Origin of the sequence: Lysobacter sp. TY2-98 (assembly GCF_003367355.1) — a bacterium.
GTDB lineage: Bacteria > Pseudomonadota > Gammaproteobacteria > Xanthomonadales > Xanthomonadaceae > Cognatilysobacter.
Window position 1 is genome coordinate 2714797 of record NZ_CP031413.1, and the last position, 24146, is coordinate 2738942.

A 24146-nucleotide genomic window follows, 5' to 3' on the forward strand; every position below is an offset into this window, starting at 1 on the left:
GGCTCGGGCATGACCTGTCGTCCTGCAGCGTGGGAAGCGCCAGCGTCCGGTGCGAGGCGTAAGTCGATGTGACGCAGCCGCGTTCATCGGCTTCCGCGACATGAATCGTTGTCCTCAAACGCAACGACCCGCGGATGAGCGCGGGTCGTTGCATGCGGCGCGTGGTGCTTACGTGGCGGTGCCGCCGCCGAGCTTTGTCTGGATGGCCTTCGCCTTGTCCAGATGCTGCTGCACGTGATCGCGCGTCATCTGCAGGTGCTTCTTGACCGCGTCGTCGGTGGCCGCAGGGATCAGCATCGTGTCCAGCTTGGTCAGTGCGTCCTGGTGGCCGTTGACCATCGCATCGATATAAGCCTTCGCGTACGCGTCGCCCTCGAGCGCGGCGAGCTGCTGCGTTTCCGCATCGCCCTTGCTCTTCATCTCGGTGATCGCCGGCGTGTCGGCGGGCGCGCCGCCGTTCTTGTCGAGCAGCGCCTTCGTATCAGCCATGTTCTTGCCGTGCTCGGTCTGCATCAGGTTGGCGAATGCGAGCACGTCACCGGTCACGTGCTTGCTCTTGGCCTGCTCGGCCGTCTTGACCTCGTGATCGTTGACGACGTTGAGCAGCGCGAGCGCTTCCGGCTGCGTCGGCGTTGCCGCCGGCGGCGGCGTCGTGGTGTCCGCAGGCGGCGTGGTGGCGGGTGCGGGCGTGGCCGGCGTTTCAGCGGCCGGTGCCGGTGTGTTGTCGGTGCCACCCGACGTGTCGGCATTGCGATTGCAGGCGCTCGTGGCGAACAACACCAGCGCGGCGGCGGCGAGTGCAAGGGGGGTCTTCGTGTTCATGGGGCGTCTCCAGCAGTGGATGGTGCGACGTGGCGTGTATGCGGCCGCCGCGACGCTACCCCTGTTCATCGTGACGCTTCGTGAAGGCAACGCGGCGCCGCGACAACGCGTGCACGCAATGAAGAACACGCGCGCGCGTTCTGCTGGTGGACGTCGCATCGGTGTGGCTCACCCGCTTGCGATGACGCCGCAGGCGTGTCGATTAACTCTTCAGTGCACGGTTTCGATTTGACACGACGAAGACCCGAAGTGCACGACGCGCTAACCGCGGCTGCGTTCAACTGGGTGCACGCAAGAACGGACGACGAACACGCAATGCGTCGAGGGCGGCGCGCACATGCTGCATCGGGTGGTCTCGACTGCCCAACAAACCCCACAGGAGAAGATGGATGAGCCAGAACAACCAGAATGACCAGCGCCGCGAGGGCCAGAGCAACCAGAACGACCAGCGTCGCGAAGGTCAGGGCCAGCAGAACAACGAGCAGCGCCAAGGCCAGGGCCAGCAGAACAACAACGAGCAGCGCCAGGGTCAGGGTCAGCAGAACGAGCAGCGTCGCGAAGGTAGCTCGCAGCAGAACCGCGATCGCTGAGGGTGATGCCGACGGTCACTCCTAGACCGTCGCTGTCGGAAAGCGCCCTGGCCGTCCCCGGGCGCTTTCTTTTTTATCCGCCTTCGAAAGCCCCACACCTTCCATGCAGCCCGTTACACCGGACGATATCTACCGGCATCGCCACCTGCAGGATCTGGACGCCTCGCCACAGCACAGGCGCGCCGTTGTCGTGATGTCGCGCGCACGGCGGAGCGGCGGCTATCGCTCCACCGCCTGGTTGATGGACACATGCCCTGATGCCGGACGCGGTGCGCGCCGGCTGACCTCCCCCGATTTCAATGCGCGCGCCATGCTGGTGGCGGCCGATGGAGAGCGCGCGGCCTTCATCAGTGAGCGCGACCCGGAGAAAGGTCCGCAGGTGCAACTCATCCGATTCGACGGCGGCGAAGCGCGCCCGGTCACGGATACCCATGATCCGATCTCCAGCCTGCTCGCGTGGTCGCCCGACGGCACGCGCGTTCTCGCGCTGCAGACCGTGCAGTGGAAGGAAGACGAACGCGACGATCCCGAGGCGAAGCAGCGGCCGCTGGTCGTGCGCTATCTGCCGTACAAGATGGACGGCTCCGGCCCCAAGGTCGGCGCGCGTACGCGCCTGGTGTCGATCGACGTCGCCAGCGGCGAGATCACGCCGTTGGTCGACGGCGACTTCGACGTTTCGGACGCGGCGTGGTCGCCCGACGGTACCCGCCTGGCGTTCTCGCGCAAGCGCGACGGCCTTCAGCGGCACCCGTCGGATCTCTGGCTGGCCGATGCGAACGGCCAGCATGCGCATCGCATCACCACTGACCTCTATTCGGTCACCGGCATCCGCTTTTCGCCGGACGGACGCCGCATCGCCTTCGCCGCAGGCCGCATCGAGGGCGATTCCATCGTGCAGCTCTACGTGCACGACATCGCGTCCGGCCGCTGCGAATGCCCGAAGGGCGACGACCTGCAACTCGAAGGCGCGACGCTGCTTTGGCATTCCGACGGCGAGCGCATCGCCACCGTCGCGTCGCATGGCGGCCTGTTCGAAATCGCGGTGCTGCACGTGGCGTCCGGCGAAGTGCGCTACGTCGCGCGCGGACTGCGCCATGTCACGGCACTCGCCGCCAGCGGCGATGCGCTGGTGTTCGTCGCGGCCTCGGTGCGGCGGCTCGACGAGGTGTATCGCGTCGACTGGGACGGCGCGAACGAGCGACGGCTGACAGCCTTCAACCGCACGTGGTTCAGCGCGCGCGTGCGGCCGCGCGTCAAGCGCCGTCGCTTTCAGGTGCCCAACGCCAAGGGCGGTACGGAAACCATCGACGCATGGTTGCTATTGCCGCCCAAGGGCGACGGACCGTTTCCCGCGCTGGTCGACTTCCACGGCGGCCCGCAGAGCATTGCGCTGCTCGATTTCGCCAGCCACGTGTACTGGTACCCGCTGATCGCGCACGGCTACGCCGTCATCGCGCCGAACCCGGTGGGCTCCGGCGGCTACGGCGGCGAGTTCGCGCGCCGGCTGATCGGTCACTGGGGCGAGTACGACCTGCCGCAGGTGGAAGCCGTTCTCGATCACCTGCAGAAGGACGAGGTCATCACCAAATCCATCGGCTGCTATGGCAAGTCCTATGGCGGCTATCTGTCCGCGTGGTCGGCGGCGCGAAGCGACATGTTCAAGGCCGCGGTCGTCAGCGCGCCGGTCGCGAATCTCAAGTCGCATGGAGGCACGTCCGACACCGGCTACTACGTCACGCCGTATGCGATGGGCGCCGACCTCTACGAGTCGGACGACCGCTACCGGCGGCTCTCGCCCGTCGAATATGCGGCGAGTGTCGACACCGCGACGCTGTTCCTCAACGGCCGGGACGATCAGCGGTGCCCCGCGGGCCAATGCGAAGAGATGTTCGCGAACATGATTCGCGCCGGCCACCGCAATTGCATGATGGTGCTGTATCCCGCCGGCACGCATTCGCTGTCCGGCAGCGGCAATCCCTCACATCGCGTCGACTATCACGACCGCGTGGTGAACTGGATACGGGCGAACGTCTGACGCCGCTCTCACGTTGCCGCTGGCATCGTTTCGCTCCTCCTTTTCCCCACCGAACGGGTACTTGCATGAATGCGATCGAATTGCTGAAGGCTGACCACGAGAAGGTGCGCGGGCTGCTGTCGCAGCTGGCCGACACCACCAAGCGTGCGGAAAAGACGCGCACCGAACTGCTCGAAAAGATCCGCCTCGAGCTCGATGTGCATACGCAGATCGAAGAGGAAATCTTCTATCCGGCGTTCAAGGACGCCGTGGGCGAAGGGAAGGATGAAGCCACCGTGTTCGAGGCACTGGAAGAACACCGCGCGGCGGGCGAGCTGGTACTTCCCGACCTGTTGGCGACCGACGTCACGAGCGACAAGTTCAGCGGCCGCGCCAAGGTGCTGAAGGAACTGGTTGAGCACCACGCCAAGGAAGAGGAAGACGAGATGTTCAAGACCGCCCGCCAGGTGCTGACGCGCGAACAGCTCGACGAACTCGGTACGCAGATGGCGCAGCGCAAGAAGGAACTGCTCGAGATGGGTGCGGATCAGATCGAACTGATGAAGAAGCAGCAGGGCCAGGTCGGCTCCGAGCAGTCGCCGCCGCGCGCTTCGCTGCAGTAAGCATCTCCGATCGTGCGAACAGCGCCCGCCTTTTGGCGGGCGTTGTCGTTTCGGGCGCTCAACCGCGTCCGAGAAATCGCAGGCCGACGCCGGGTTCGGTGGCGATCCAGCGCGGATGCGTGGCATCGTCGCCCAGCTTCTGGCGCAGCTTGCCGACTAGGATGCGCAGGTAGTGGGTGTCGTCCTGGTGCGTCGGCCCCCACACCTCGCGCAGCAACTGCGGCTGCGTCACCACGCGGCCGGCATGGCGCACCAGCAGCACCAGCAGGGCGTACTCCTTGCGCGTGAGCGACACCGGTGCGCCGTGCAGCGTTACTTCGCGTCGCAGCGGATCGATGCGCAGCGCGCCGTCGTCGTAGATGGGGGGCTCGCCGTCGGCCGTTGCCTGCGTGCGGCGCAATGCACGCAGGCGCGCCATCAGTTCGCGGATGCCGAATGGCTTGGTGACGTAGTCGTTCGCGCCGGCGTCGAGCACGCGCACCTTCTCGTCTTCATCGGCGCGCGCAGTCAGCACCACGACCGGCACGCTCGACCACTGGCGCAGTTCGCGCAGAGCATCGATGCCGTCGCGGTCGGGCAGGCCCAGATCGAGGATGACGAGGTCCGCGCCTTCGGTGGCGAGGCGCGCGAGTCCGTCGCCCGCGGTGGCCGCGTCGAGCACCGCATAGCCCTGCGAACGCAGCGAAATGTCGAGGAAGCGACGGATCTGCGGCTCGTCGTCGATGACCAGCACGCGCGCAGGCACGGTGTCGGTCATGCGGGCGGCTCCATCGGCAGGGTGATGCGTACGCACGTACCGCCACCGGGCGCGCGGTCGATGACGATGTCGCCAGCGTGTGCGCGCACGATCGCGCGGGTGATCGCGAGGCCGAGCCCGGTGCCGGACGGGCCACGATCGCCACGTTCGACGCGATGGAACATGCCGAACACGCGCTCGCGCTGGTCGTCCGGAATGCCCGGGCCGTGGTCGCACACATCGATCACGAAGTGAGCATCCCGCTGACGGATGTCGATCTCGACGGGCTGATCGTCACCGGCGAATTTCAGTGCGTTGTCGATCACGTTGTGCAGCGCCTGCTCGATCAGCGCGCCCTGGACCAGCGCCGGTGCAAGCGCGGGCGCGACGTGGACGTCGACATGCGCGGCGGGGCGATGACGCTGCACGCGCGCGATCGCCGCACCGACGAGTTCGTCCAGCCCGAACCAGTCGCGCACGGGCTCGAGGCCATGGCCGAGCCGCGTCATGTCGAGCAGGTTCTGGATGTAGCGATCCAGGCGCTCGCCCTCTTCGCGTACGGTCGCGAGCAGTGCGCTGCGATCGGCCGGGGGCATGGCGTCACCCCACGCGTCGAGGCTGTCGGCCGCGCCGATGATCGATGCCAGCGGCGTGCGTAGATCGTGCGAGACCGAGGCGAGCAGTCCGCTGCGCAGGCGTTCGGTTTCCGCGGCGACGCGCTGCGCTTCGACTTCGGCGACCAGCCGCGTGCGCAACAGCGCCTGCGTGACATCGTCGGCCATGGCGCGCGCGACGTCGCGTTCGCGCGGCGCGAGCACGGGCAGGCCTTCGGGCAGCTTGAGACCGAGCACGCCCAGCACGCGATCGGGCGCGCGCAACGGCAGGAACCACCAGCCCTGGTCCTCCACCGTCTCGGCGCGCGTGCCGCGCAGGATGTGGCGCGCCGTGTCGTCGAGACGGATCCACACGTCGGCTTCCAGCGCATCATGGAAGGCGTCGTGCGCGGCGCGGACCACGGCGTCTTCGTCGGCGGCGATCGCGAGCTGCTGGCCCAGCGCCTGCCGCGCCGCGCCGTGGCGCTGTGCTTCGCCGAGCGCTTCGACCTGCTCCGCCAGACGCGACGCGAGCCGGCCGGCAAGCAATGCCGCGGCGAGGAAGGCGAGCACCGTGGCGACACCGTGGCGCGCGCCGATGTACAACGTGTAGCGCGGCTCGATGAAGAAGAAGTTGTAGGCGAGGAAGCACAGCAGCGCGGTCAGCGCGGCCGGGCCCGCATGCGTGCGCGCGGCGACCGCGAACACGGCGAGCATGAACACCAGTGACAGGTCGTTGACGCCCAGCCAGCGCTGCAGCAGCTGCGCCAACGCCACCGCGGCGACGCTGCCCGCGACAGCGAGCGCATACGCGGCGACGGGGCGGTACGGTCGGGCGAGGGGAGGCGCGTTCACGTCCGTCGGTCTCGGCAACGCAGGCATTGTCGCCGCTGCGCGCGCGACATGTCGCGTCGACTGGCGAATTTATGGGGAATTTACGCGGCAACGGCGCGCGGTGTCTTCCGACTTTACGCAGCGCGGATCGAGACTGCGCACCCGATCCACCGTGGAGCGCCGTCGTGCGCCTGGAACCCGTCAACGCTTCGTCGCACGCGCCGCAGGCGCGTCCCGCCACGCTGGTGCTCGCTGCGCTGGGCGTGGTCTTCGGCGACATCGGCACCAGTCCGCTGTATACGCTCAAGGAAGCGTTCCTGCCGCACTACGGACTCACGCCCGACGCACCGACGATGCTCGGCGTGCTCTCGCTCATCGTGTGGGCGCTGATGGTGGTGATCACCGCCAAATACGTCGGCGTGATCATGCGCGCCGACAACGAGGGCGAGGGCGGGATCATGGCCTTGTCGGCGCTGGCCGAACGCACGCTAAAGGGTGCCCGCGGCATCTACATCGTCGGCGTGCTCGGCGTGTTCGGCGCCGCTCTGTTCTTCGGCGACGGTGTGCTGACGCCGGCGATCTCGGTGCTGTCGGCAGTCGAGGGCCTTGAAGTCGCGGCGCCCGCGCTGGCGCACTGGGTGCTTCCGCTGACGGTGCTGGTGCTGGTCGTGCTGTTCGCCGCGCAGCGCTTCGGCACCGACGTGGTCGGCCGCGCGTTCGGGCCGATTATCCTGCTGTGGTTCGTCGCGCTGGCGGCGATCGGCATTCGCGGGATCCTGCTGCATCCACAGGTGCTGGCCGCATTGAACCCGGTGTGGGCGCTGCGCTTCTTCGCGACGCACGGGCCGCACGGCTTCTTCATCCTCGGCGCAGTCGTGCTCGCGGTGACCGGCGGCGAAGCTTTGTATGCCGACATGGGCCATTTCGGTCGTCGCCCCATCCAGCGTGCGTGGCTGTACATCGTGCTGCCCGCGCTGGCGTTGAACTATCTCGGCCAAGGCGCGCTGGTGCTCGCGCAGCCGGGCGCGGTCGACAATCCGTTCTACCTCGGCGTACCGACCTGGGCGCTGTATCCGATGATTGGTCTGTCGACGCTCGCGACGGTCATCGCGTCGCAGGCGGTGATCAGTGGTGCGTATTCGGCGGCGCGTCAGGCGGTACTGCTCGGCTACCTGCCGCGCATGACCATCCGCCAGACCTCGCGCGACGCGTTCGGCCAGATCTATGTGCCGACGATCAACTGGCTGCTGATGCTCGGCACGATCGCGACGGTCGTCGGCTTCGGCAGTTCGACCGCGCTCGCCACCGCGTACGGCGTGTCCGTAACCGGCACGATGCTGATCACCACCGTGTTGCTGATCGTCACCACGCGCCACCACGCGCTGCTGCCGAGGGCGATCTACTGGCCACTGGTCGCGCTGTTCGTCGGTGTCGACGTCGCCTTCCTCGGCGCCAACCTCGCCAAGTTCTTCGACGGTGCATGGTTCCCGTTGCTGCTCGGCGTACTGGTGTTCGCAGTACTCCGCACCTGGCGCCGCGGGCGCCAGCTGCTGCAGGCGGAAGTCCTGAAGGACGGCATCGCCATCGACGAGTTCGTGCCGCAGCTCATGCTGGCGCCGCCGCTGCGCGTTCCCGGCACGGCCGTGTTCCTCACCTCGCAGCCGGGCGTCGTGCCGAAGGCCTTGCTGCACAACCTCAAGCACAACCGCGTGCTGCACGAGCGCAACGTGCTGCTCAATGTGCAGACGCGGCCGCTTCCAGTCGTGCCGCCGACGCAGCGACTGGTGATCAAGCCGATCGGCGACAGCTTCTATCGCGCGACGTTGCATTTCGGTTTCATGGAGACACCGGATGTGCCGCTCGCGCTGATGCGTGCGGTCGACTACGGTGACATCTGCTTCGACCCGATGGAGACGACCTATTTCGCGAGCCGCGAAACCGTCGTCGCTGCGCGCCACCGCGGCATGCCGATCTGGCGCGACGTCATCTTCGCCTTCATGCATCGCAACGCGACGGCGGCGAGCAATTTCTTCCGCATTCCGGGCAATCGGCTGGTGGAGATGGGGGCGCCGGTGGAGATCTGAGGGTGTGCGCGTAGCGTCGAGTGTTTCCGAGGGGTGTGCGGATCGCTCCCGCTGGTGATGCTGGTCGCGTCACCATGTGAGCAGGAGCGTTTCGTGCGCTGGCGCGCCCGAGTTACTTTTCTTTGCTGGTGCAAAGAAAAGATAACCAAAAGAAAGCACCTTCCTCGACGGATCTACAGCTCGCGATCGGGCAGCACTCTCGGGATCGCCACACTCGGCATCCTGCCTCGGGTGGCGACGGCCGACGTCCTGTCGGCCGCCCCTTCGGGGTCTTTACGATTGGTGCTGGCTGTTGACACAACGAGAAAGCGGAGCGGAGATCACTCGACGGCGCGGGCAGCGCGGGCAGCGAACAGTCGCGCCAATAGCAGTCACGCCGTGCGTCGCCTCGTATCACGCACCAGATGCACCAGAAGAAGCGAGATCGCCGCGGGTGTCATGCCGGGAATGCGCTGGGCCTGGCCGATCGTAAGCGGACGCACGCGTTCGAGTTTCTGCCGAACTTCCGCGGAAAGGCCGCGCACGTTCGCGTAGTCGAAGGCGTCGGGGATCGCGGTGTCCTCGTGGCGGCGCGCGCGTTCGATCTCGTCGCGCTGGCGATCGAGGTAGCCCGAATACTTCGCGTCGATCTCCACCTGCTCCGCCACCGCAGGATCGTCCACCGCCGGACCGAGCGATGGCACGCGCGTCAGCGATGCGTAGTCCATTTCGGGGCGTCGCAACAGGCCGAGTGCATTCGTCTCGCGACTGACCTCGAGGCCGAGCGTGTCGGCGATCTCGGCGCCGAGTGCATTGTTCGGCGCGGCCCACACCGCGCGCAGGCGCGAGGTTTCGCGTTCGATGACATCACGCTTGGCGTCGAAGCGCGACCAGCGTGCATCGTCAACCAGGCCAAGATCGCGCCCGGTCGGCGTCAGGCGCAGGTCGGCGTTGTCCTCGCGCAGTTGCAGGCGGTATTCGGCGCGCGAGGTGAACATGCGGTACGGCTCGCTCGTGCCGTGCGTGGTGAGATCGTCGACCAGCACGCCGAGGTAGGCCTCATCGCGACGCGGACTCCAGCCGGCTTCGCCGCGCACGAAGCGCGCCGCGTTGACGCCGGCGAGCAGGCCCTGCGCGGCGGCCTCCTCGTAGCCGGTCGTGCCGTTGATCTGGCCGGCGAAGAACAGGCCGTCGATCGACTTGGTTTCCAGCGTCGTTTTCAGGCCGCGCGGATCGAAGAAGTCGTATTCGATGGCATAGCCGGCGCGGGTGATGTGTGCGTTCTCGAAACCGCGGATGCTGCGCACGAGTTCGAGCTGCACGTCGAAGGGCAACGAGGTCGAGATGCCATTCGGATAGACCTCGGCGACGTCCAACCCTTCGGGTTCGACGAAGATCTGGTGCGACGCCTTCTCGGCGAAGCGCACGACCTTGTCTTCGATCGACGGGCAGTAGCGCGGGCCGATGCCTTCGATCTGGCCGGTGTACAGCGGCGAGCGATCGAGCGCGCCGCGGATGATCTCGTGCGTGCGTTCGCTGGTGTGCGTGATCCAGCACGACACCTGGCGCGGATGGTCGGCGGTCGAGCCCATGAACGACATCACCGGGCGCGGGTCGTCGCCGGGCTGTTCGTCCATCACGGAATAGTCGAGCGTGCGGCCGTCGATGCGCGGCGGCGTGCCGGTCTTCAAGCGATCGACCACGAACGGGCCTTCGCGCAGCTTCGCGGCGAGCGTCGTCGCGGGTGGATCGCCCGCGCGCCCAGCCGCGTACGTCGTCGCGCCGATGTGCACCTTGCCGGCGAGGAAGGTGCCGGCGGTGAGCACGACCGCGGGCGCGAAGAAGCGCAGGCCGGTCTGCGTGAGCACGGACGACACGCGGCCGTTGTCGAAGCCGATGTCGTCGACCGCGGCCTGGAAGATGGTGAGGTTCGGCTGCGACTCGACCGCGCGGCGGATGTACGCGCGATAGAGCGAGCGATCGGCCTGGCAGCGCGTCGCCCGCACCGCCGGGCCCTTGCTCGCATTGAGGCGACGCCACTGGATGCCCGCCGCATCGGCCGCGCGTGCCATCACGCCGCCGAGTGCGTCGATCTCCTTGACGAGGTGTCCTTTGCCGATGCCGCCGATCGCCGGGTTGCAGCTCATTGCGCCGACCGTCTCTATCGAATGCGTGAGCAGCAAGGTGCGTGCGCCCGCGCGTGCGGACGCGAGCGCCGCCTCGGTGCCGGCATGGCCGCCGCCCACCACGATCACGTCGAACCGGTAGAACGAATCGCTCATCGCTGTGCCTCTAAATGCCCGCGTATTGTCGCGCAGGCTCCGCTCTGCGGATTCCTGAACAGGGAGCCGACGCAAACGTCAGCGCCTGACCGCGGCGGCCGGGCATGGCCGCGTTGCGTCACTTTCGGGTCAGGCGACGCTGAACCGATCGCGCGGCGGAACGTGACGACTGTTGGAATCCGGCCACCACAGCCGCTTCAGCCGCGGATGGCACGGTTCGTGCAGTGCATTCGTTTGCACCCAGCGGGGCAGGCGCTTGCGTCGGCCAGCATTGGAACAGGGGCTGGCCACAGCGCCCGCGGGGAAGCACGAAGGGCCGGATGTCGGGGGACGTCCGGCCCTTCACCTTTTCAGGGGTTCGCCATCACGGTGCTGGGACCGGGTGTCGGCCCCCGGCGAGGGGCGGAACAGGGGGGATCCGAAGATCCTCGCCGGGGTCCGACATGGGCGGAAACGTGCGACCGGCCGCGTGCGCGGCGGCGCCGGGCTAGCTTGAGGCCGCCCCGGCGGCATCGCAAGCCGTCGGCGTCACGTTTCGGTTCTCAGCGCGGATCGTTCTCGGCCGCGCTCTCGCGACGTGCGCGACGGATCACGTCGCCCGCCGGGCTGCCACTGCGCTCGCCGCCCATGCGCGGGCCCGGATCCGGGCGGGTCACCTCCGGCATCGCCGGGCGCGGCGCGACCTGGACCATGCCGCCGCCGTTGTCGACCTGACGACGCCGACGGACGATCTCGTCGGGGTTGCGCCACGGACCGCCGTCGGGACGATGGCCGCCGCCATCCCGGTCGTGGTTGCCGCCGTTGTTGTTATCGGGGCGCGGACGCGGGTGATAGTTGGGATAGGTGTAGTGGTAGCCACCGCCGTAGTACGGGTAGCCGTAATACGGATAACCACCGCCGTAGTAGCCCCCGTAGTAGCCGCCCCAGACCGAGAAGCCCGGCCGATACGGCCCGTAGTAGTACGGGTAGCCGAAGCCGTAGTACGGCCACGCATCGTGGTAGCGGTATTCCACGGAGGGCGAGCCGTAGTAGTAGTCGCCCTGGCCGTCGGCGCGATAGCCGTACGGCGGTGTGGTGACGCAGCCCGCGAGCACGGCGGTCGCGGCGAGCGGAATCAGAAGCCTGCGAATCATGGCGATCACCCCTGTATCAGACGATGCAGCTTCGGCCGCTCGCATTGAACTACCGCTTAACTTTTTCGCGGTAAAACAGGCGCGGCTGAGCGGTTCAGGCCAATGCGTCGACGGCGCTCCCCCGCACGCAGCGGTGCATGCGCGACGTTGCCGAGTGGGCCCTCCCCTGCGAGCATCGCACGCCCTCGTTCCGGACGCGCCACCCATGTCGACCCTGCATCGCGTCTCCGGGCGCACGCGTCTCGGCCTGGTGCTGAGCCTGGTGACCGCCCTGTGCTGGGCGACGTTGCCGGTCGCGCTCAAGGTGACGCTGCAGGCGCTGGATCCGCTGACGCTGACTTGGTTCCGCTTCCTCGTCGCCGCGGTGCTGGTCGTCGGCTGGCTCGCGGTGCGCGGACGCCTCGGCGGACTAGGCACGCTGGGCCGGCGCGGGTGGGCGATGCTCGCGGTCGCCGCGGTGGCGCTGGTGGGCAACTACGTCTTCTATCTGCTGGGCGTGGGGCGCACGTCGCCCGGCAATGCGCAGCTGATCATCCAGCTCGCGCCGCTGCTGATGGCGGTCGGCGGCATCGTCGTGTTCGGCGAGCGCTTCCGCGGTGCGCAGTGGTTCGGCATGGCGCTGCTCGTCGCCGGGCTCGGCCTGTTCTTCGAGGACCAGCTCACCCATGTCGGCGCGACGCCCGGCCACGGTGACACCCACGCCTACCTGCTCGGCTCGCTGCTGGTCGTTCTCGCCGCGGTGGTGTGGGCGATCTACGCGCTTGCGCAGAAGCAGTTGCTGGTGAAGCTCGGTTCGATGCAGATCCTCGCGGTGATCTATGTCGTCGCGACGCTGCTGCTGTGGCCGTTCGCGCATCCGAGCCATCTCGCGCGCCTCGACGGCCTGCAGTGGGCGCTGCTTGGCTATTGCGCGCTCAATACCGTCGTTGCCTACGGCGCGTTCGCCGAAGCGCTCGCGCACTGGGAAGCCTCGCGCGTGTCGGCGGTGCTCGCGACCACGCCGCTGATGTGCCTGGGCGTGGTCGCGCTGGTGCATGGTCTGTGGCCGGCGACGCTCGCACCGGAGCCGATGTCGGCGATCGGGTGGATCGGCGCATTGCTGGTGGTGGCGGGCTCGAGCGCGGTGAGCCTGCTCGGCCGGCGTCGCGCATGACGATGCGGTAATACCGGCCGGCCGATCGAGCCACTACCCTAGGACGCTTTCCGCCGCCGGCTTCCGCATGACCCACCCCGGTTTCGACGACGTCCTCGCAGCGGCTGCGCGCATCGCGCCGCATGCGCACGTCACGCCCGTGCTGACCTCGCGTGCGATGGACGCGCTCGCCGGCTGCACGCTGCACTTCAAGGCCGAACAGCTGCAGCGCATCGGCGCCTTCAAGTTCCGCGGCGCCTGCAATGCGGTCTGGGCGCTGGACGAGGCGGACGCGGCACGCGGCGTCGTCACCCATTCCTCGGGCAATCACGGCGCCGCGCTCGCGCTCGCGGCGAAGAGCCGCGGCATTACCTGCCACGTCGTCGTGCCAGAAGGTGCGGTGCCCGGCAAGCTCGCGGCGATCGCCGGCTACGGCGCGGTGCTGCACCGGTGCGCGCCGACGATCGACGCACGCGAAGCCCTGTGCGCCGAACTGCAGGCCACGCTCGGCGCACGCCTGGTGCATCCGTACACCGATCCGCTGGTGATCGCCGGCCAGGGCACGGCCGCGCTCGAACTGCTGGCGGCGCAACCGCTCGATGCGATCGTCGTGCCGGTCGGCGGCGGCGGGCTGGCGTCGGGCACTGCGCTCGCGATCGCCGGTGCGTCGCCGTCGACGACGCTCTACCTCGCCGAACCTGCCGGCGCCGCCGAGACCGCGGCGTCGCTCGCGCGCGGGGAGCGCGTCACGCAGTTCACGCCCGACACCATCTGCGACGGCCTGCGCGGCACGCTGGGCGCGATCAACTTCGAGCTGCTGCGCGGACACGGTGCACAGGCGCTGGTGGTCGACGATGCGGCGACGCTCGACGCGATGCGCTGGGTGTGGACGCGCATGAAGCAGCTGATCGAACCTTCGTCGGCCGTCGCGCTCGCGGCGGTGCTCGGCAATCGCGACCTGTTCGAAGGACGCCGCGTCGGCGTCATCCTGTCCGGCGGCAACGTCGACATCGCCGCATTGGTGAATGCATGAGCACACTGACCGCCGCGCGCCCGTGGTGGCGCCATCCCGCGCTATGGGTCGCGCTGTTCGCGATCGTCACGACGTTCGCCTTCATCGAATTGCGCGGCATCTGGGATCCGGACGAAGGGCGCTACACCAACGTCGCGCTCAACATGGTCGACAGCGGCGACTGGCTGATTCCGCGTCGCAGCTACGAGGTCGAGCACTGGACCAAGCCGCCGCTGACGTACTGGGCGATCGCGTCCAGCGTGGTCGCGTTCGGCACCAATGCGTTCGCCGCGCGCGTGCCCTCCGCCCTGTCGCACCTGCTGTGCGTGTTGCTGGTCGGACTGATGGGCCGTCGACTCGCGCCGGGCAACGGGCCGCGCGCCGCATTGACCTACGCCGCGATGCTGTTCCCGTTCGGCGCGTCGCAGATGATCACCACGGACTACCTGCTCACCGCGACCGAAACGCTCGCGCTGTGGGCGTTCGTCGAAGCGCGCTTCGGGCCGTCCCATCCCAAACGGTGGCTGGTGCTGATGTGGGCGGGCTTCGGCCTCGCCTTCCTCACCAAGGGTCCGCCGGGCCTGTTGCCGTTGCTGCCGATCCTGTTGTTCGACGTGCTGACGGGCACGCCGGGTCGCCCCGGCATCTTCCGTCCGCTCGGCCTGCTGGTCTTCGTCGCGATCGCCGCGCCCTGGTACATCGCGGTCACCCAGAAGACGCCGGGGCTGCTGGGCTACTTCCTCGGCTCGGAAGTGGTGGGCCGTGTCGCCACCGACGAGTTCAAGCGCCACGGCGAGTGGTACGGCTGGTTCGTGATCTATGCACCGACGCTGGTGATCGGCACGCTGCCGTGGTCGCGCAGCCTGTGGCGCTGGATGCGCGGGCTCGCCGCACAGGTGCGCGAGTGGCGCAGCGGCGTGGCGGCGCGCATCGCCGGCGCGAACTGGCTGCTGCCGACGCTGTGGGCGCTCGTCCCGCTGCTGATCTTCTGCATCGCGCGCTCGCGCCTGCCGCTCTACATCCTGCCGCTGTTCGCGCCGCTCGCGCTGCTGGTCACGCTGCAATCGCTCAAGGACGGCCGCGCGATGCCGCGTCCGGCTGCAATCGTGCTGTGGGGCGCCGCGATGATCGCGCTGAAGATCGCATCCGCGCATTTCCCGACGCACAAGGACGCCCGCGACTGGGCGCGCGCCATCCGCGAGCGCACCAGCGATCCGATCGAGGAAGTGCTGTTCGTCGAGGACATGGCGCGTTACGGCGTGCACCTGCACCTCGGCCCGCGCGTGCAGATCGAGAAGCTGTCGCTGCAGGACGTGCCGGAAGCGCGATTCAATCCCGAGCACGACGAATCGCTGGACGGCGAACTCGCCGAGCACGAGCCCGAGCAGCTCTGGGTGTGCAAGCAGGACAACGCCGCGACGGTGTTCGCGCACGTGCGCGCCGCGGGCTTCGAACCGGTCGTGCTCGGCACGCCGTATCAGGGCCGCCTGTTCTTCCGCACCGTTCCGGTCACGCGTCCGCCGGTGGTCGCAACGCCACCAGCACGCTGAACAACACGATCGCCGCGATCACCACGATCGCGCCGATGGCGGCAATGCCGTGCGGCCAGGGCTCGCCCAGCCACACGGCGCCGATCACTTCGGCGAACAGGATTTCCGCGGCCTGCATCGCTTCGGCTGCGCCCAGCGCCACGGGATCGCGACGCACCAGACCCGTCGCGCGGAAGAACAGCACGGTCGCGATGATGCCGGCGCCGAGCGCCACGCCGCCGGTCAGCATCACCTGCCGCAGCGGCGGCGCGCCTGCGGTCACGCCTGCATACATCGCCACCGGCACCCACAGCGGAATACTGGCCAGCGTCATGCCGAATACGCGCTGCGTGGCATCGAGCTCGACGCCGCGGCGCTCCAGATGCAGCAGCAGGCCGCGATTGCCGAGGGGATACGCGAACGCCGCGAACGCGACACACAGGAACTCGATCCACGCGTCGCGATGCAAGGTGCCGTGCGCCTGCGACCACTGCATCATCGCGACGCCCGCCACCGCGATCACCCCGCAGCCCAGCGCCGCCATCGGCACGCGACGACGCGCATCGCGATACAGCAGCGGCGCGCACAACATGCCGGCGATCACCGTCAGCTGGAACGTGCCGGCGATCAGCCACGCGGGCCCGCTGGACGCCGCATACGCGAGACCAATGTAGAACGCGACGAAACCAATACCGCTCCACAGGAACCACGGTCCGGGACAGGCGCGCATCTCGCGCCACAGCGGCGTCCAGCGGCCGCGCATCAGCGGCAGCATCAGCGGCACCGTCCAGAAATAGCGCAGCGACGCCGTCCATGCCCAGTGCGCGCCTTCGACAGCGGCCGCGCGATTGAGCACGTAGGTCGACGTAAAGAAGAACGCCGACAGCAGCGCGAGGGCGACCGCGCCGATCGCAGTGCGCGCGTCGGTTCTCACGAACGTCGCCGGATCGGAATGTTCGCCGCAGGCACGCGCACTTCTTCCATGTCGCCCACGCGGATCGGCGCACCCGGCGCGGGGCCCCAGGCCTGCGCATAGACGACTTCCCATGTCACCGGCAGGCCGTTCGGCCCGCGCATGGCGTCGTACGCCTGAGCGGCCCGCGCGAAGCGCGCGCGTCCAGTCAGCGCACGACGACGATCGTGCATTGCATTCGTCGCGCCGAGCGTGCGCAGCTCACGCATGATCGACGGCAGGTCCGGCTGCGTGAGGCGGAACACGTCGCGGTCGAGCACCGGATCGCGGAAGCCCGCGCGCAGCAGCGCGTCACCGAGGGCTGCGATGTCGACGAACGGGCTGACGTGCGGCGCGTCGTCGGCATTCGCGAAGGCGTCGCGCAGTTCCATCAGCGTCTGCTGCGCGAAGGTCGACACCAGGAGCAAGCCGTCCGGTTTCAGCACGCGACGGAAGCCCGCGAACACCGCCGGCAGATCCTCGACCCACTGCAGGCAGAGGTTGGAAAACAGCACATCGACGCTGCCTTCGCGCAACGGCAGCGCCATCGCGTCGGCGCGCACGATCTGCGGCTTGCGCGAGAAGTCGAACAGGCCGCGCTTGGCGCCGAGACGCCGCTGCGCTTCCTGCGCCATGCCCGGCGCGAGGTCGACGCCGATCACCTGCGCCTTCGGCCAGCGCGCCTGCAGCAGCGCCGTGCCATGTCCTGTACCGCAGCCGACGTCGAGCACGAGCTGCGGCGTGCGACGCCCGAGCGCCTTGTCCTCGTAGTACGGCAATGCCTCGGCCAGGCGCGTGCCGACCTCGCGCTGCAGGGCTGCGGCTTCGTCGTAATGCGTCGCCGCCCGCGAAAATGCGCGGCCGACCTGACGGTGGTCGAAGACGTCGTTCATGCGGCGCGTTCCGCGAACAGCGGCGCCGCGAACGCGTCGATCGCCTGCGCGACTTCCTCCGCAGCGCCGAGGAATGGCGCGTGGCCGGCGTCGCGGATAACGAGGCTCGTCGCGTTCGGTGCGAGTTGGGCGGCGGCCGGCATCGCGCCCGCGGGCACGAGGCGATCGCGACGACCGGATATCCACAGGCTCGGCACGCGCAGATTCGGCAATTCGGCACGCGCGTCGAATGCATCGAGCAATTCGAGTCCACGCAGCAGTGCAACAGCCGCGGGCTCGCCGCGTTCGAACGCGTGCGTGCGCAGGTCGCGCAATTCGGCCTGCGCGCTCGCCGAGCCCAGCGCTTCGAGCGCGAGGAAACCGTCGAGCGTGCCGCGGAAGTCGGTCGACAACGCATCGCCGAAATCACGGAACAGCGTCGGCTTCACGCCGTGCGGCCAGTCCTCGCCGGTGACGAAGCGCGGCGACGAGGCAAGCATCACCAGGCCACGCACACGCGCCGGATGTTCGAGCGCATTGCGTAATGCGAACTGGCCGCCGAGCGACCAGCCCAGCCACACCGCGTCGGGCGCGGCGTCGACCAGCAGCGACGCCAGCGCGTGCGGATCCAGCGGTGCGTCGCTCTCGCGCGCATGGCCGTGACCGGGCAGGTCGACGAGGTGCAGCGTGTAGCGATCCCGCAGACGCTCGACCAGCGGCATGAACAGGCCGCCGTGCATGGCCCAGCCGTGGATGAGTGCGAGTGACGGCCCGTGGCCGTGCGATTCGATGTGCATGTCAGCGCGCACGCAGGCTGCGGATCGCGGCGATGGCGTCGTCGCGACGCGCGGCCGGCACCAGCAGGTGATCGTGGTAGTGGCCGGCGATCACGTTGCAGGCGATGCCCTGTTCGGCGAGCACGCCGGCCACCGCGGCGGTCAGCCCGACCGCATTGAGTGCCGAATGCACGGCAAGCGTCAGCCACGCGGCGACGAAACCCGGCGGTTCGCCACGGCTGCGCGCGAACGCTTCGGGCACGACGTAGGTAACCCCTTCGTCCTCGTCGATGCGCGCGACGGCGACCGCATCGGCCTCGGCATCGCGCGACGTGCGCGAGATCAGGACGAAGGTGCCCGGCCGCGCGCGCACGTCGAGGTTCGCAAGGATTTTCGGAAGCTGGATTTCGCCGGTCATGCGGGACGTGCACCTGAAGCGACGGCCGCATCACGCGCGCGGGCCAGGGCGTCGACGAGCGTGTCGACTTCGGATTCGGTATGCGCCGCGGTCAGTGTGACGCGCAGGCGTGCGCGGCCTTCGGGCACGGTCGGCGGACGGATCGCGGACACCCAGAAGCCGGCGTCCTCGAGCACCTGCGCCATGCGCAGCGCGATGCGATCGTCGAACGCCATCACCGCCTGGATGGGCGTGGTCGACGGCAGGACGTCGAGGCCATGGTTCGACGCACCCCCGCGGAACTGCGCGACCAGCGCAGCGAGATGCGCGCGGCGATCGTCCGCGGCGCGCGCGATACGCACCGCCGCGATCGATGCGGCCGCGAGCGCGGGCGGCAGCGCGGTGGAATAGACATGACCGCGCGCGGTTTCGGCGAGATGCCCGACGAGATCCGCGTCACCGACGACGAGCGCGCCATAGGTGCCGAGCGCCTTGCCGAGCGTCGCGAGTTGCAGCGGCACGTCGCGCGTCGACAGGCCGGCACCCGCCACGCTGCCGCGCCCATCCGGCCCGAGCACGCCGACACCATGCGCATCGTCGACATAGAGCAGCGCGTCGTTCGCGTGCGCCAGCGCGGCGAGTTCGCGCAGCGGCGCGACGTCGCCATCCATGCTGAAGACGCCGTCGGTGGCGATCAGCGCGAGGCCGTCGCCTTCGTGCGTCGCGAGCTGGCGCGCAGCAGCTTCGGCATCGTTGTGCGGATAGCGGCGCAGCGTCGCGCCGCTGAGCTTGGCGGCGTCGATCAGCGACGCATGGTTGAGCCGATCCTGCACGCAGGTGTCGCCGCTCTGCAGCAGCGCCTGCAGTACGGCGAGATTCGCGGTGAAGCCGCTGCCGAACAGCAGCGCGGCCGGTGCCTGCAGCCAGTCGGCGACTTCGCGTTCGAGCGTCGCGTGCAGCGCGTGATGTCCGCACACGAGCGCGGACGCCGTGCTGCCGACACCTTCGACGCTGCCATCGCGCAAGGCCGCGATGACCTGCGGATGCTGCGACAGCCCGAGGTAGTCGTTGCTGCAGAAATTCAGCAGCTCGCGACCGTCGACCTCGCAACGCATGCCCTCGCGCCAGGTGACGGTGCGACGCACGCGGCGTCGTGCCGCGGCGTCACGTGCGGCTCGTGCGTCGGCGATGCGGCGCGACCAGCGCACCTCAGGCCGCGCAGCCGCACCCCGTGCCGCAGCCCATCGACGCCGCAGGCGCGGTGTCGACGATGTCGGCGTGCACGGTGTTCGGCGTCTCCACCACGCTCATCGGCCGCAAGCCCAGGCGCGCGAACAGCGCCATGTCGCGCTCGGTGTCCGGGTTGCCGGTGGTGAGCAGCTTCTCGCCGTAGAAGATCGAGTTCGCACCGGCGGCGAAGCACAGCGCCTGCAGCTCGTCGCTCATCGATTCGCGGCCGGCGGACAGGCGCACCATCGAGCGCGGCATCATGATTCGCGCGACCGCGATCATGCGCACGAACTCGAACGGATCGAGCTGCGCGGTGCCCGCGAGCGGCGTGCCCTCGACCTGCACGAGGCGGTTGATCGGCACCGAATCCGGATGCGCGGGCAGGTTCGCCAGCGCCTGCAAGAGACCCGCGCGCTGCTCGCGCGTCTCGCCCATGCCGACGATGCCGCCGCAGCAGGTCTTCATGCCGGCATCGCGCACGTGCGACAGCGTGTCGAGCCGATCCTGGTACTCGCGCGTGTGGATGATCTCGCCGTAGAACTCCGGCGCCGTGTCGAGATTGTGGTTGTAGTAGTCGAGGCCCGCGTCGCGCAGCGCCTTGGCCTGCGTGTCGCTGAGCATGCCGAGCGTCGCGCAGGTCTCGAGGCCGAGCGCCTTCACCTCGCGGATCATCGCGGCGACCTTCGGGATGTCGCGGTCCGCCGGCGAACGCCAGGCCGCGCCCATGCAGAAGCGCGACGCGCCGGCGGCCTTGGCCTGCTTGGCCTTCTCGACGACGGCGTCGGTCGACATGAGCTTGGTCGCGTCGACGCCGGTCTGGTAGCGCTGCGCCTGCGGGCAGTACGCGCAGTCCTCCGGGCAGCCACCGGTCTTGACCGACAGCAGCGTCGAGACCTGCACCTCGGCGGGGTCGAAGTGCTGGCGGTGGACGGTGCCGGCGCGGTGCAGCAGCTCAGTCAGCGGCAGGTCGAACAGGGCGAGGATCTCGTCGCGGGACCAGTCGTGGCGCAGGCCGGTGGGCACGGCGCGCAGTTCACTGACAGCTTCCATAGGAGTTTTCCGACAGCCGCGGCGGGGTGGGCCCGGCAGTCTGGAAACCATGAACACCGCTGTCAACCTGACGACCCCGATCCCGGTTGACGGGCTCCGCGCCCGCCTCGGCTTCTGGCTGCGCAACGACGCGACCCGCCTGCTGTGGCCCACGCGCTGCCTCGCCTGCGAGGACCCGGGCCTCGACGGCATGGACCTCTGCTTCGCCTGCGAAGCCGCCCTGCCCGAACTCGAGGCCGCCTGCCCGGGCTGCGCGTTGCCAGTGCCGGAAATCGGTCAGGTCTGCGGCGTATGCCTGACGGCCCGCCCCGGCGCCCTGAACGAGATCCACGCCGCCTTTCTCTACGCCGCGCCGCTGGACCGTCTGATCCCGCGCCTGAAGTTCGCCGGCGACCTCGCCGCCGGCCGCCTGATCGCACAGCTGATGGCCGAACGCCTGCGCCGTGCGCCGCAGCCGCAGGCGCTGATCCCGGTGCCGCTGCATCGCGCCCGCCTGCGCCAGCGCGGCTTCGACCAGGCGCTCGAGATCACCCGTCCGCTCGGTGCCGCACTCGGCCTGCCGGTGCTCGACCACGCGCTGATCCGCCATCGCGCGACGCAAGAACAGTCGCGCCTGTCGGCAGTGGCCCGCCGTCGCAATCTCAAGGACGCGTTCCAGGCGTGGCCCAAGCTGCCGCTGCCCGAACACGTCGCGATCGTCGACGACGTCATGACCACCGGCGCCACGTTGCGCGCGGCGGCCGCGGCGTTGAAGCGGGCGGGGGTGAGGCGCGTCGATGCCTGGGTGACGGCGCGCGTCCCGTAAACCTCCGCAAGGTAATTTCCTCTTGCACACGCAGTCACACCCGTATCGGAGCTTCATGCGCCACGCACCGCTTCTGCTTGCCGCCACCATCGTCGCCGCGACCGCACTGCCCGCCTGGGCCGACCAGTTCGAATACCTGAGCCTGCCGCAGGCGCAGGTCGCGTTGCGCCACATCCGCGCCGGCGACGTCGTGCATCACTTCTGCGCGCCGTGTGGCGACGAGCGCTCGGAGCGCATGACCGTGCGCCAACTCGGCATCGACCGGGTCTGGGATGCACGCGGATCGTCGAAGGTCTATCGCGATGGCGATCGCCACGGCTACTGGGAGCTGCTGCTCAACGACGTGGGCGTTGATCTCGCGTACGTCTACGTCCGCGACGGGGCCCGATGGCGGAACCTCGCGGACATGCTGGGGTTGCATCCGACGAACGTGCCCGCGGTGCTTCCGAAAGCCTCGATCGGCACGCGTTGGCGATGCGGCGACGTGGACGAGAATCCTTATCTCACGGTACTGAACGAGGCACGCGACCCATGTCCCATTGATGAGGCGACCGGAGAACCCCTACGACGCACTGGTGAGTAGGCGGCACTTGCCGGGCGCGGGACGTCTTCGCGATCAGCGACCTCGGCCGCCGGCCCACCCCATCTGCCGGTCGTGCATCCGCGACAGCAGCGCGAGCGACGCGAGCGCGCCGCACAGGCACAGGAACATGTCCCACTGCGTGTCCCAGGCGTCGCCCTGGGTGGCGAGGAAGGCGTCGGCGTCCGCGCCGAGCGCGAGCGCACTCCACCATTCGATGAGCTCGAAGAACGCGGAGAAGCTCAGCGCCGCGGTGATGCAGAGATACGTCAGCCAGGCGCCCGGTCGCAGCGGTGTTTTCCGTAGCAGCACTTCGCGCGCGAGAATCGCCGGCACGAAGCCCTGCACGAAGTGGCCGACGCGGTCCCACGGGTTGCGCTGCGTATGCAGCACGTCGCGCAGCCATTCGCCCAGCGGGGCCTTCGCGTACGTGTACGCGCCGCCCTCGATGAGCACCAGCGCGTGCAGTGCGAGCAGCCAGGCGAGCAGACGCGTCGGCGCGAGGCGGCGGTCGAGCGCCAGCCACGGCAGCGCGAGCATCACCCAGAAGGTTTCCATCGCCCAGGTCATGCGATCGCGTGCGACGACGAACGACACCAGCATCGCGAGTGCGACGCCACCCAGCAGCACCGCACCTTCCCGGCGCGACGGCGTACGCCGCAGCGGCGCGTCGACGACAGTAGCGGACATGGCAACTCCCCCGAATGGCCCCGCCGCCATCCTCGCACCGTCGCGGCCATGACGTCCGGTGCATGACGCGACATCCTCCATCGCTACACTCGACGCCTTCATCGACAGGGAGCGCACCGTGAGCCAGTGGTTCTTCGTCCATCCGCAGACCAGCGAACGCGTCGGTCCGCTCGATCCCGAGGCCGCGTTCGACTTCGCGCGGCAGAACCCGAACCACCAGTGCTGGCGCGAAGGCCTGTCCGGCTGGCAGCCGGTGCGCGCCATGCCGGAGTTCGCCGAGGCGGTCGGTGCGCAGCCGTCGCACGTGCCGCCGCCTCCGCCGCCGGGCTTCGGTGCGCGCGGCAGCGCCGATGACATCGACTACCGCATCGTCGGCAACGACATGCCGTTCGTGGAGATCGAGCTCGACCCGGGCGAAAGCGCGATCGCCGAAGCCGGCGCGCTCATGTACAAGGACGGCGTCATCCAGATGGACACCATCTTCGGTGACGGCTCCAAGGCCGGCGGTGGCGGCATCGGCGACAAGCTGTTCGCGGCCGCGCGCCGCGTGGTGACCGGCGAGAGCCTGTTCACCACCGTGTTCACCCATCAGGGCCAGGGCAAGGCGCGCGTCGCGTTCGCCGCGCCGTATCCGGGCACGGTTCTGCCGATCCGCCTGTCCGACCACGGCGGCACGCTGATCTGCCAGAAGGATTCGTTCCTGGCCGGCGCGCGCGGCGTGCGCCTCGGCATCTTCTTCCAGAAGAAGATCCTCACCGGCCTGTTCGGCGGCGAAGGCTTCGTCATGCAGCGGCTCGACGGCGACGGCTGGGTGTTCGTCCACGCCGGCGGCACGCTGGTCGAGCGCGACCTCGCGCCGGGCGAACGCATCGACGTCGACACCGGCTGCGTCATGGCCTTCCACCCGACGGTGAACATGGACATCCGCCCGGTCGGTGGCATCAAGTCGATGCTGTTCGGCGGCGAAGGCGTGTTCCTGGCGACGCTCACCGGCCCCGGCAAGGTGTGGCTGCAGTCGCTGCCGTTCTCGCGCATGGCCGGCCGCATGCTGGCGGCCGCGCCGCAGGGCGGCGGCAAGAACGTCGGCGAAGGCTCGGTGCTGGGCGGGCTGGGTCGCCTGCTCGATGGCGACAACGGGTTCTGACATCGACTCGCGCGCGGCGACTCCGGTCGTCGCGCGCAGCCCACCACGGCATGACAACCCTCATCGAAATCGCACTTCTTCTCGCCGGCGTGGTGCTGCTCGTCGTCGGCTATCGCCGCCACCATCGACGACTGCTCGCGGCGTCCGCGATCGTGCTGTTCCTCGCGGGAGCGGGCGTCGATTTCGCGGCCGGCTTCGGCGAGGGCTACACGCACGCGTTGGTCCATCACGTATCGCGCTGACCGGTTCGCCGCGTCGCGTTCCCGATCGCGTCAGCCCCGCCCTGC

The 24146-nt window shown here is 68.9% G+C and carries 23 protein-coding genes; 11 read left to right on the plus strand and 12 right to left on the minus strand.

The window, feature by feature from the left end; all coding sequences use genetic code 11:
• Positions 1–168 precede the first annotated feature (168 nt).
• Positions 169–822 carry a DUF4142 domain-containing protein gene (locus DWG18_RS13225; protein ID WP_115647625.1) on the minus strand — a complete coding sequence of 218 codons (654 nt, stop codon included), beginning with the start codon at positions 820–822 and terminating at the stop codon, positions 169–171.
• A 389-nt stretch (positions 823–1211) separates the two neighbouring features.
• On the opposite strand from DWG18_RS13225, the gene DWG18_RS13230 reads away from it, so the two are divergent.
• The 3 genes from DWG18_RS13230 to DWG18_RS13240 all read left to right on the plus strand — a co-directional run bounded on the left by DWG18_RS13230 (position 1212) and on the right by DWG18_RS13240 (position 4049).
• Complete coding sequence (locus DWG18_RS13230; RefSeq protein ID WP_115647626.1) at positions 1212–1412, plus strand: hypothetical protein; 201 nt, start codon at positions 1212–1214, stop codon at positions 1410–1412.
• Positions 1413–1653: 241 nt separating this feature from the next.
• Positions 1654–3447 (plus strand): S9 family peptidase, encoded by a 1794-nt coding sequence (locus DWG18_RS13235; protein WP_162823847.1) that lies wholly within the window; start codon positions 1654–1656, stop codon positions 3445–3447.
• 65 nt (positions 3448–3512) lie between these two features.
• Positions 3513–4049 (plus strand): hemerythrin domain-containing protein, encoded by a 537-nt coding sequence (locus DWG18_RS13240; protein WP_115647628.1) that lies wholly within the window; start codon positions 3513–3515, stop codon positions 4047–4049.
• Positions 4050–4107: 58 nt separating this feature from the next.
• On the opposite strand, the gene DWG18_RS13245 is transcribed toward DWG18_RS13240, so the two are convergent.
• Positions 4108–4806 (minus strand): response regulator, encoded by a 699-nt coding sequence (locus DWG18_RS13245; protein WP_115647629.1) that lies wholly within the window; start codon positions 4804–4806, stop codon positions 4108–4110.
• The gene (locus DWG18_RS13250; protein ID WP_162823848.1) at positions 4803–6233 is read right to left on the minus strand and encodes an ATP-binding protein; all 1431 of its coding nucleotides are present in this window, start codon (positions 6231–6233) and stop codon (positions 4803–4805) included. The genes DWG18_RS13245 and DWG18_RS13250 overlap by 4 nt, the downstream gene beginning before the upstream one ends.
• Positions 6234–6397: 164 nt before the next feature.
• On the opposite strand from DWG18_RS13250, the gene DWG18_RS13255 reads away from it, so the two are divergent.
• Positions 6398–8296: a potassium transporter Kup gene (locus DWG18_RS13255; protein WP_240318533.1), complete on the plus strand. Its 1899-nt coding sequence runs from the start codon at positions 6398–6400 to the stop codon at positions 8294–8296.
• A gap of 371 nt (positions 8297–8667) precedes the next feature.
• Here DWG18_RS13255 and mnmG read toward each other — a convergent pair whose 3' ends face one another.
• Together mnmG and DWG18_RS13265 are read right to left on the minus strand one after the other, a co-directional pair.
• On the minus strand, positions 8668–10557 hold the full coding sequence (gene mnmG, locus DWG18_RS13260; protein WP_115647632.1) for a tRNA uridine-5-carboxymethylaminomethyl(34) synthesis enzyme MnmG: 1890 nt from the start codon (positions 10555–10557) through the stop codon (positions 8668–8670).
• A 542-nt stretch (positions 10558–11099) separates the two neighbouring features.
• A complete protein-coding gene (locus DWG18_RS13265) occupies positions 11100–11690 on the minus strand; it encodes a hypothetical protein (RefSeq protein ID WP_162823849.1) in 591 nt (196 codons plus the stop codon).
• A 205-nt stretch (positions 11691–11895) separates the two neighbouring features.
• Here DWG18_RS13265 and DWG18_RS13270 point away from each other — a divergent pair, with 205 nt between their 5' ends.
• The 3 genes from DWG18_RS13270 (at position 11896) to DWG18_RS13280 (ending at position 15384) form a co-directional block, all read left to right on the plus strand.
• A complete protein-coding gene (locus DWG18_RS13270; protein WP_162823850.1) occupies positions 11896–12843 on the plus strand; it encodes a DMT family transporter in 948 nt (315 codons plus the stop codon).
• Between the two features lie 67 nt (positions 12844–12910).
• Positions 12911–13855: a pyridoxal-phosphate dependent enzyme gene (locus DWG18_RS13275; protein ID WP_115647634.1), complete on the plus strand. Its 945-nt coding sequence runs from the start codon at positions 12911–12913 to the stop codon at positions 13853–13855.
• Positions 13852–15384: a glycosyltransferase family 39 protein gene (locus DWG18_RS13280; RefSeq protein ID WP_115647635.1), complete on the plus strand. Its 1533-nt coding sequence runs from the start codon at positions 13852–13854 to the stop codon at positions 15382–15384. Before DWG18_RS13275 ends, DWG18_RS13280 begins: the two co-directional genes overlap by 4 nt.
• Here the strand turns inward: DWG18_RS13280 and DWG18_RS13285 are convergent.
• Genes DWG18_RS13285 through bioB form a run of 6 tightly spaced genes read right to left on the minus strand, consistent with a single transcriptional unit; the run spans position 15344 to position 20613 of the window.
• The gene (locus tag DWG18_RS13285; protein WP_162823851.1) at positions 15344–16297 is read right to left on the minus strand and encodes a multidrug resistance efflux transporter family protein; all 954 of its coding nucleotides are present in this window, start codon (positions 16295–16297) and stop codon (positions 15344–15346) included. The genes DWG18_RS13280 and DWG18_RS13285 overlap by 41 nt on opposite strands.
• A complete protein-coding gene (bioC, locus tag DWG18_RS13290; RefSeq protein ID WP_115647637.1) occupies positions 16294–17208 on the minus strand; it encodes a malonyl-ACP O-methyltransferase BioC in 915 nt (304 codons plus the stop codon). Before bioC ends, DWG18_RS13285 begins: the two co-directional genes overlap by 4 nt.
• The gene (gene bioH, locus DWG18_RS13295; RefSeq protein WP_115647638.1) at positions 17205–17984 is read right to left on the minus strand and encodes a pimeloyl-ACP methyl ester esterase BioH; all 780 of its coding nucleotides are present in this window, start codon (positions 17982–17984) and stop codon (positions 17205–17207) included. Before bioH ends, bioC begins: the two co-directional genes overlap by 4 nt.
• Position 17985: 1 nt before the next feature.
• Positions 17986–18381: an ACT domain-containing protein gene (locus DWG18_RS13300; protein ID WP_115647639.1), complete on the minus strand. Its 396-nt coding sequence runs from the start codon at positions 18379–18381 to the stop codon at positions 17986–17988.
• Complete coding sequence (gene bioF / locus DWG18_RS13305) at positions 18378–19616, minus strand: 8-amino-7-oxononanoate synthase (RefSeq protein ID WP_115647640.1); 1239 nt, start codon at positions 19614–19616, stop codon at positions 18378–18380. Before bioF ends, DWG18_RS13300 begins: the two co-directional genes overlap by 4 nt.
• Positions 19570–20613, minus strand: coding sequence for a biotin synthase BioB (gene bioB / locus DWG18_RS13310; protein WP_115648189.1), 1044 nt, complete (start codon positions 20611–20613; stop codon positions 19570–19572). The genes bioF and bioB overlap by 47 nt, the downstream gene beginning before the upstream one ends.
• Before the next feature lie 76 nt (positions 20614–20689).
• On the opposite strand from bioB, the gene DWG18_RS13315 reads away from it, so the two are divergent.
• Entirely contained in the window at positions 20690–21445 is a 756-nt protein-coding gene (locus tag DWG18_RS13315; protein WP_115647641.1) for a ComF family protein, read from the plus strand.
• 55 nt (positions 21446–21500) lie between these two features.
• Positions 21501–22028, plus strand: coding sequence for a hypothetical protein (locus tag DWG18_RS13320; protein ID WP_115647642.1), 528 nt, complete (start codon positions 21501–21503; stop codon positions 22026–22028).
• A 33-nt stretch (positions 22029–22061) separates the two neighbouring features.
• On the opposite strand, the gene DWG18_RS13325 is transcribed toward DWG18_RS13320, so the two are convergent.
• Positions 22062–22715, minus strand: a complete 654-nt coding sequence (locus DWG18_RS13325) for a DUF2238 domain-containing protein (RefSeq protein WP_115647643.1) — start codon at positions 22713–22715, stop codon at positions 22062–22064.
• Between the two features lie 118 nt (positions 22716–22833).
• On the opposite strand from DWG18_RS13325, the gene DWG18_RS13330 reads away from it, so the two are divergent.
• Positions 22834–23859, plus strand: coding sequence for a TIGR00266 family protein (locus tag DWG18_RS13330; protein WP_115648190.1), 1026 nt, complete (start codon positions 22834–22836; stop codon positions 23857–23859).
• A 50-nt stretch (positions 23860–23909) separates the two neighbouring features.
• On the plus strand, positions 23910–24101 hold the full coding sequence (locus DWG18_RS13335) for a hypothetical protein (protein WP_115647644.1): 192 nt from the start codon (positions 23910–23912) through the stop codon (positions 24099–24101).
• The last annotated feature ends 45 nt before the right edge of the window (positions 24102–24146 follow it).

Bases quoted from the DNA above. Each gene is read 5' to 3' on its own strand.
- DWG18_RS13230 (WP_115647626.1), top strand. From the start codon at position 1,212: ATGAGCCAGAACAACCAGAATGACCAGCGCCGCGAGGGCCAGAGCAAC.
- bioH (WP_115647638.1), bottom strand. From the start codon at position 17,984: ATGCACATCGAATCGCACGGCCACGGGCCGTCACTCGCACTCATCCAC.
- bioC (WP_115647637.1), bottom strand. From the start codon at position 17,208: ATGAACGACGTCTTCGACCACCGTCAGGTCGGCCGCGCATTTTCGCGG.
- DWG18_RS13325 (WP_115647643.1), bottom strand. From the start codon at position 22,715: ATGTCCGCTACTGTCGTCGACGCGCCGCTGCGGCGTACGCCGTCGCGC.
- DWG18_RS13320 (WP_115647642.1), top strand. From the start codon at position 21,501: ATGCGCCACGCACCGCTTCTGCTTGCCGCCACCATCGTCGCCGCGACC.
- DWG18_RS13245 (WP_115647629.1), bottom strand. From the start codon at position 4,806: ATGACCGACACCGTGCCTGCGCGCGTGCTGGTCATCGACGACGAGCCG.
- DWG18_RS13270 (WP_162823850.1), top strand. From the start codon at position 11,896: ATGTCGACCCTGCATCGCGTCTCCGGGCGCACGCGTCTCGGCCTGGTG.
- DWG18_RS13235 (WP_162823847.1), top strand. From the start codon at position 1,654: ATGGACACATGCCCTGATGCCGGACGCGGTGCGCGCCGGCTGACCTCC.
- DWG18_RS13240 (WP_115647628.1), top strand. From the start codon at position 3,513: ATGAATGCGATCGAATTGCTGAAGGCTGACCACGAGAAGGTGCGCGGG.
- DWG18_RS13300 (WP_115647639.1), bottom strand. From the start codon at position 18,381: ATGACCGGCGAAATCCAGCTTCCGAAAATCCTTGCGAACCTCGACGTG.
- DWG18_RS13275 (WP_115647634.1), top strand. From the start codon at position 12,911: ATGACCCACCCCGGTTTCGACGACGTCCTCGCAGCGGCTGCGCGCATC.
- DWG18_RS13265 (WP_162823849.1), bottom strand. From the start codon at position 11,690: ATGATTCGCAGGCTTCTGATTCCGCTCGCCGCGACCGCCGTGCTCGCG.
- DWG18_RS13335 (WP_115647644.1), top strand. From the start codon at position 23,910: ATGACAACCCTCATCGAAATCGCACTTCTTCTCGCCGGCGTGGTGCTG.
- DWG18_RS13225 (WP_115647625.1), bottom strand. From the start codon at position 822: ATGAACACGAAGACCCCCCTTGCACTCGCCGCCGCCGCGCTGGTGTTG.
- mnmG (WP_115647632.1), bottom strand. From the start codon at position 10,557: ATGAGCGATTCGTTCTACCGGTTCGACGTGATCGTGGTGGGCGGCGGC.
- DWG18_RS13315 (WP_115647641.1), top strand. From the start codon at position 20,690: ATGAACACCGCTGTCAACCTGACGACCCCGATCCCGGTTGACGGGCTC.
- DWG18_RS13280 (WP_115647635.1), top strand. From the start codon at position 13,852: ATGAGCACACTGACCGCCGCGCGCCCGTGGTGGCGCCATCCCGCGCTA.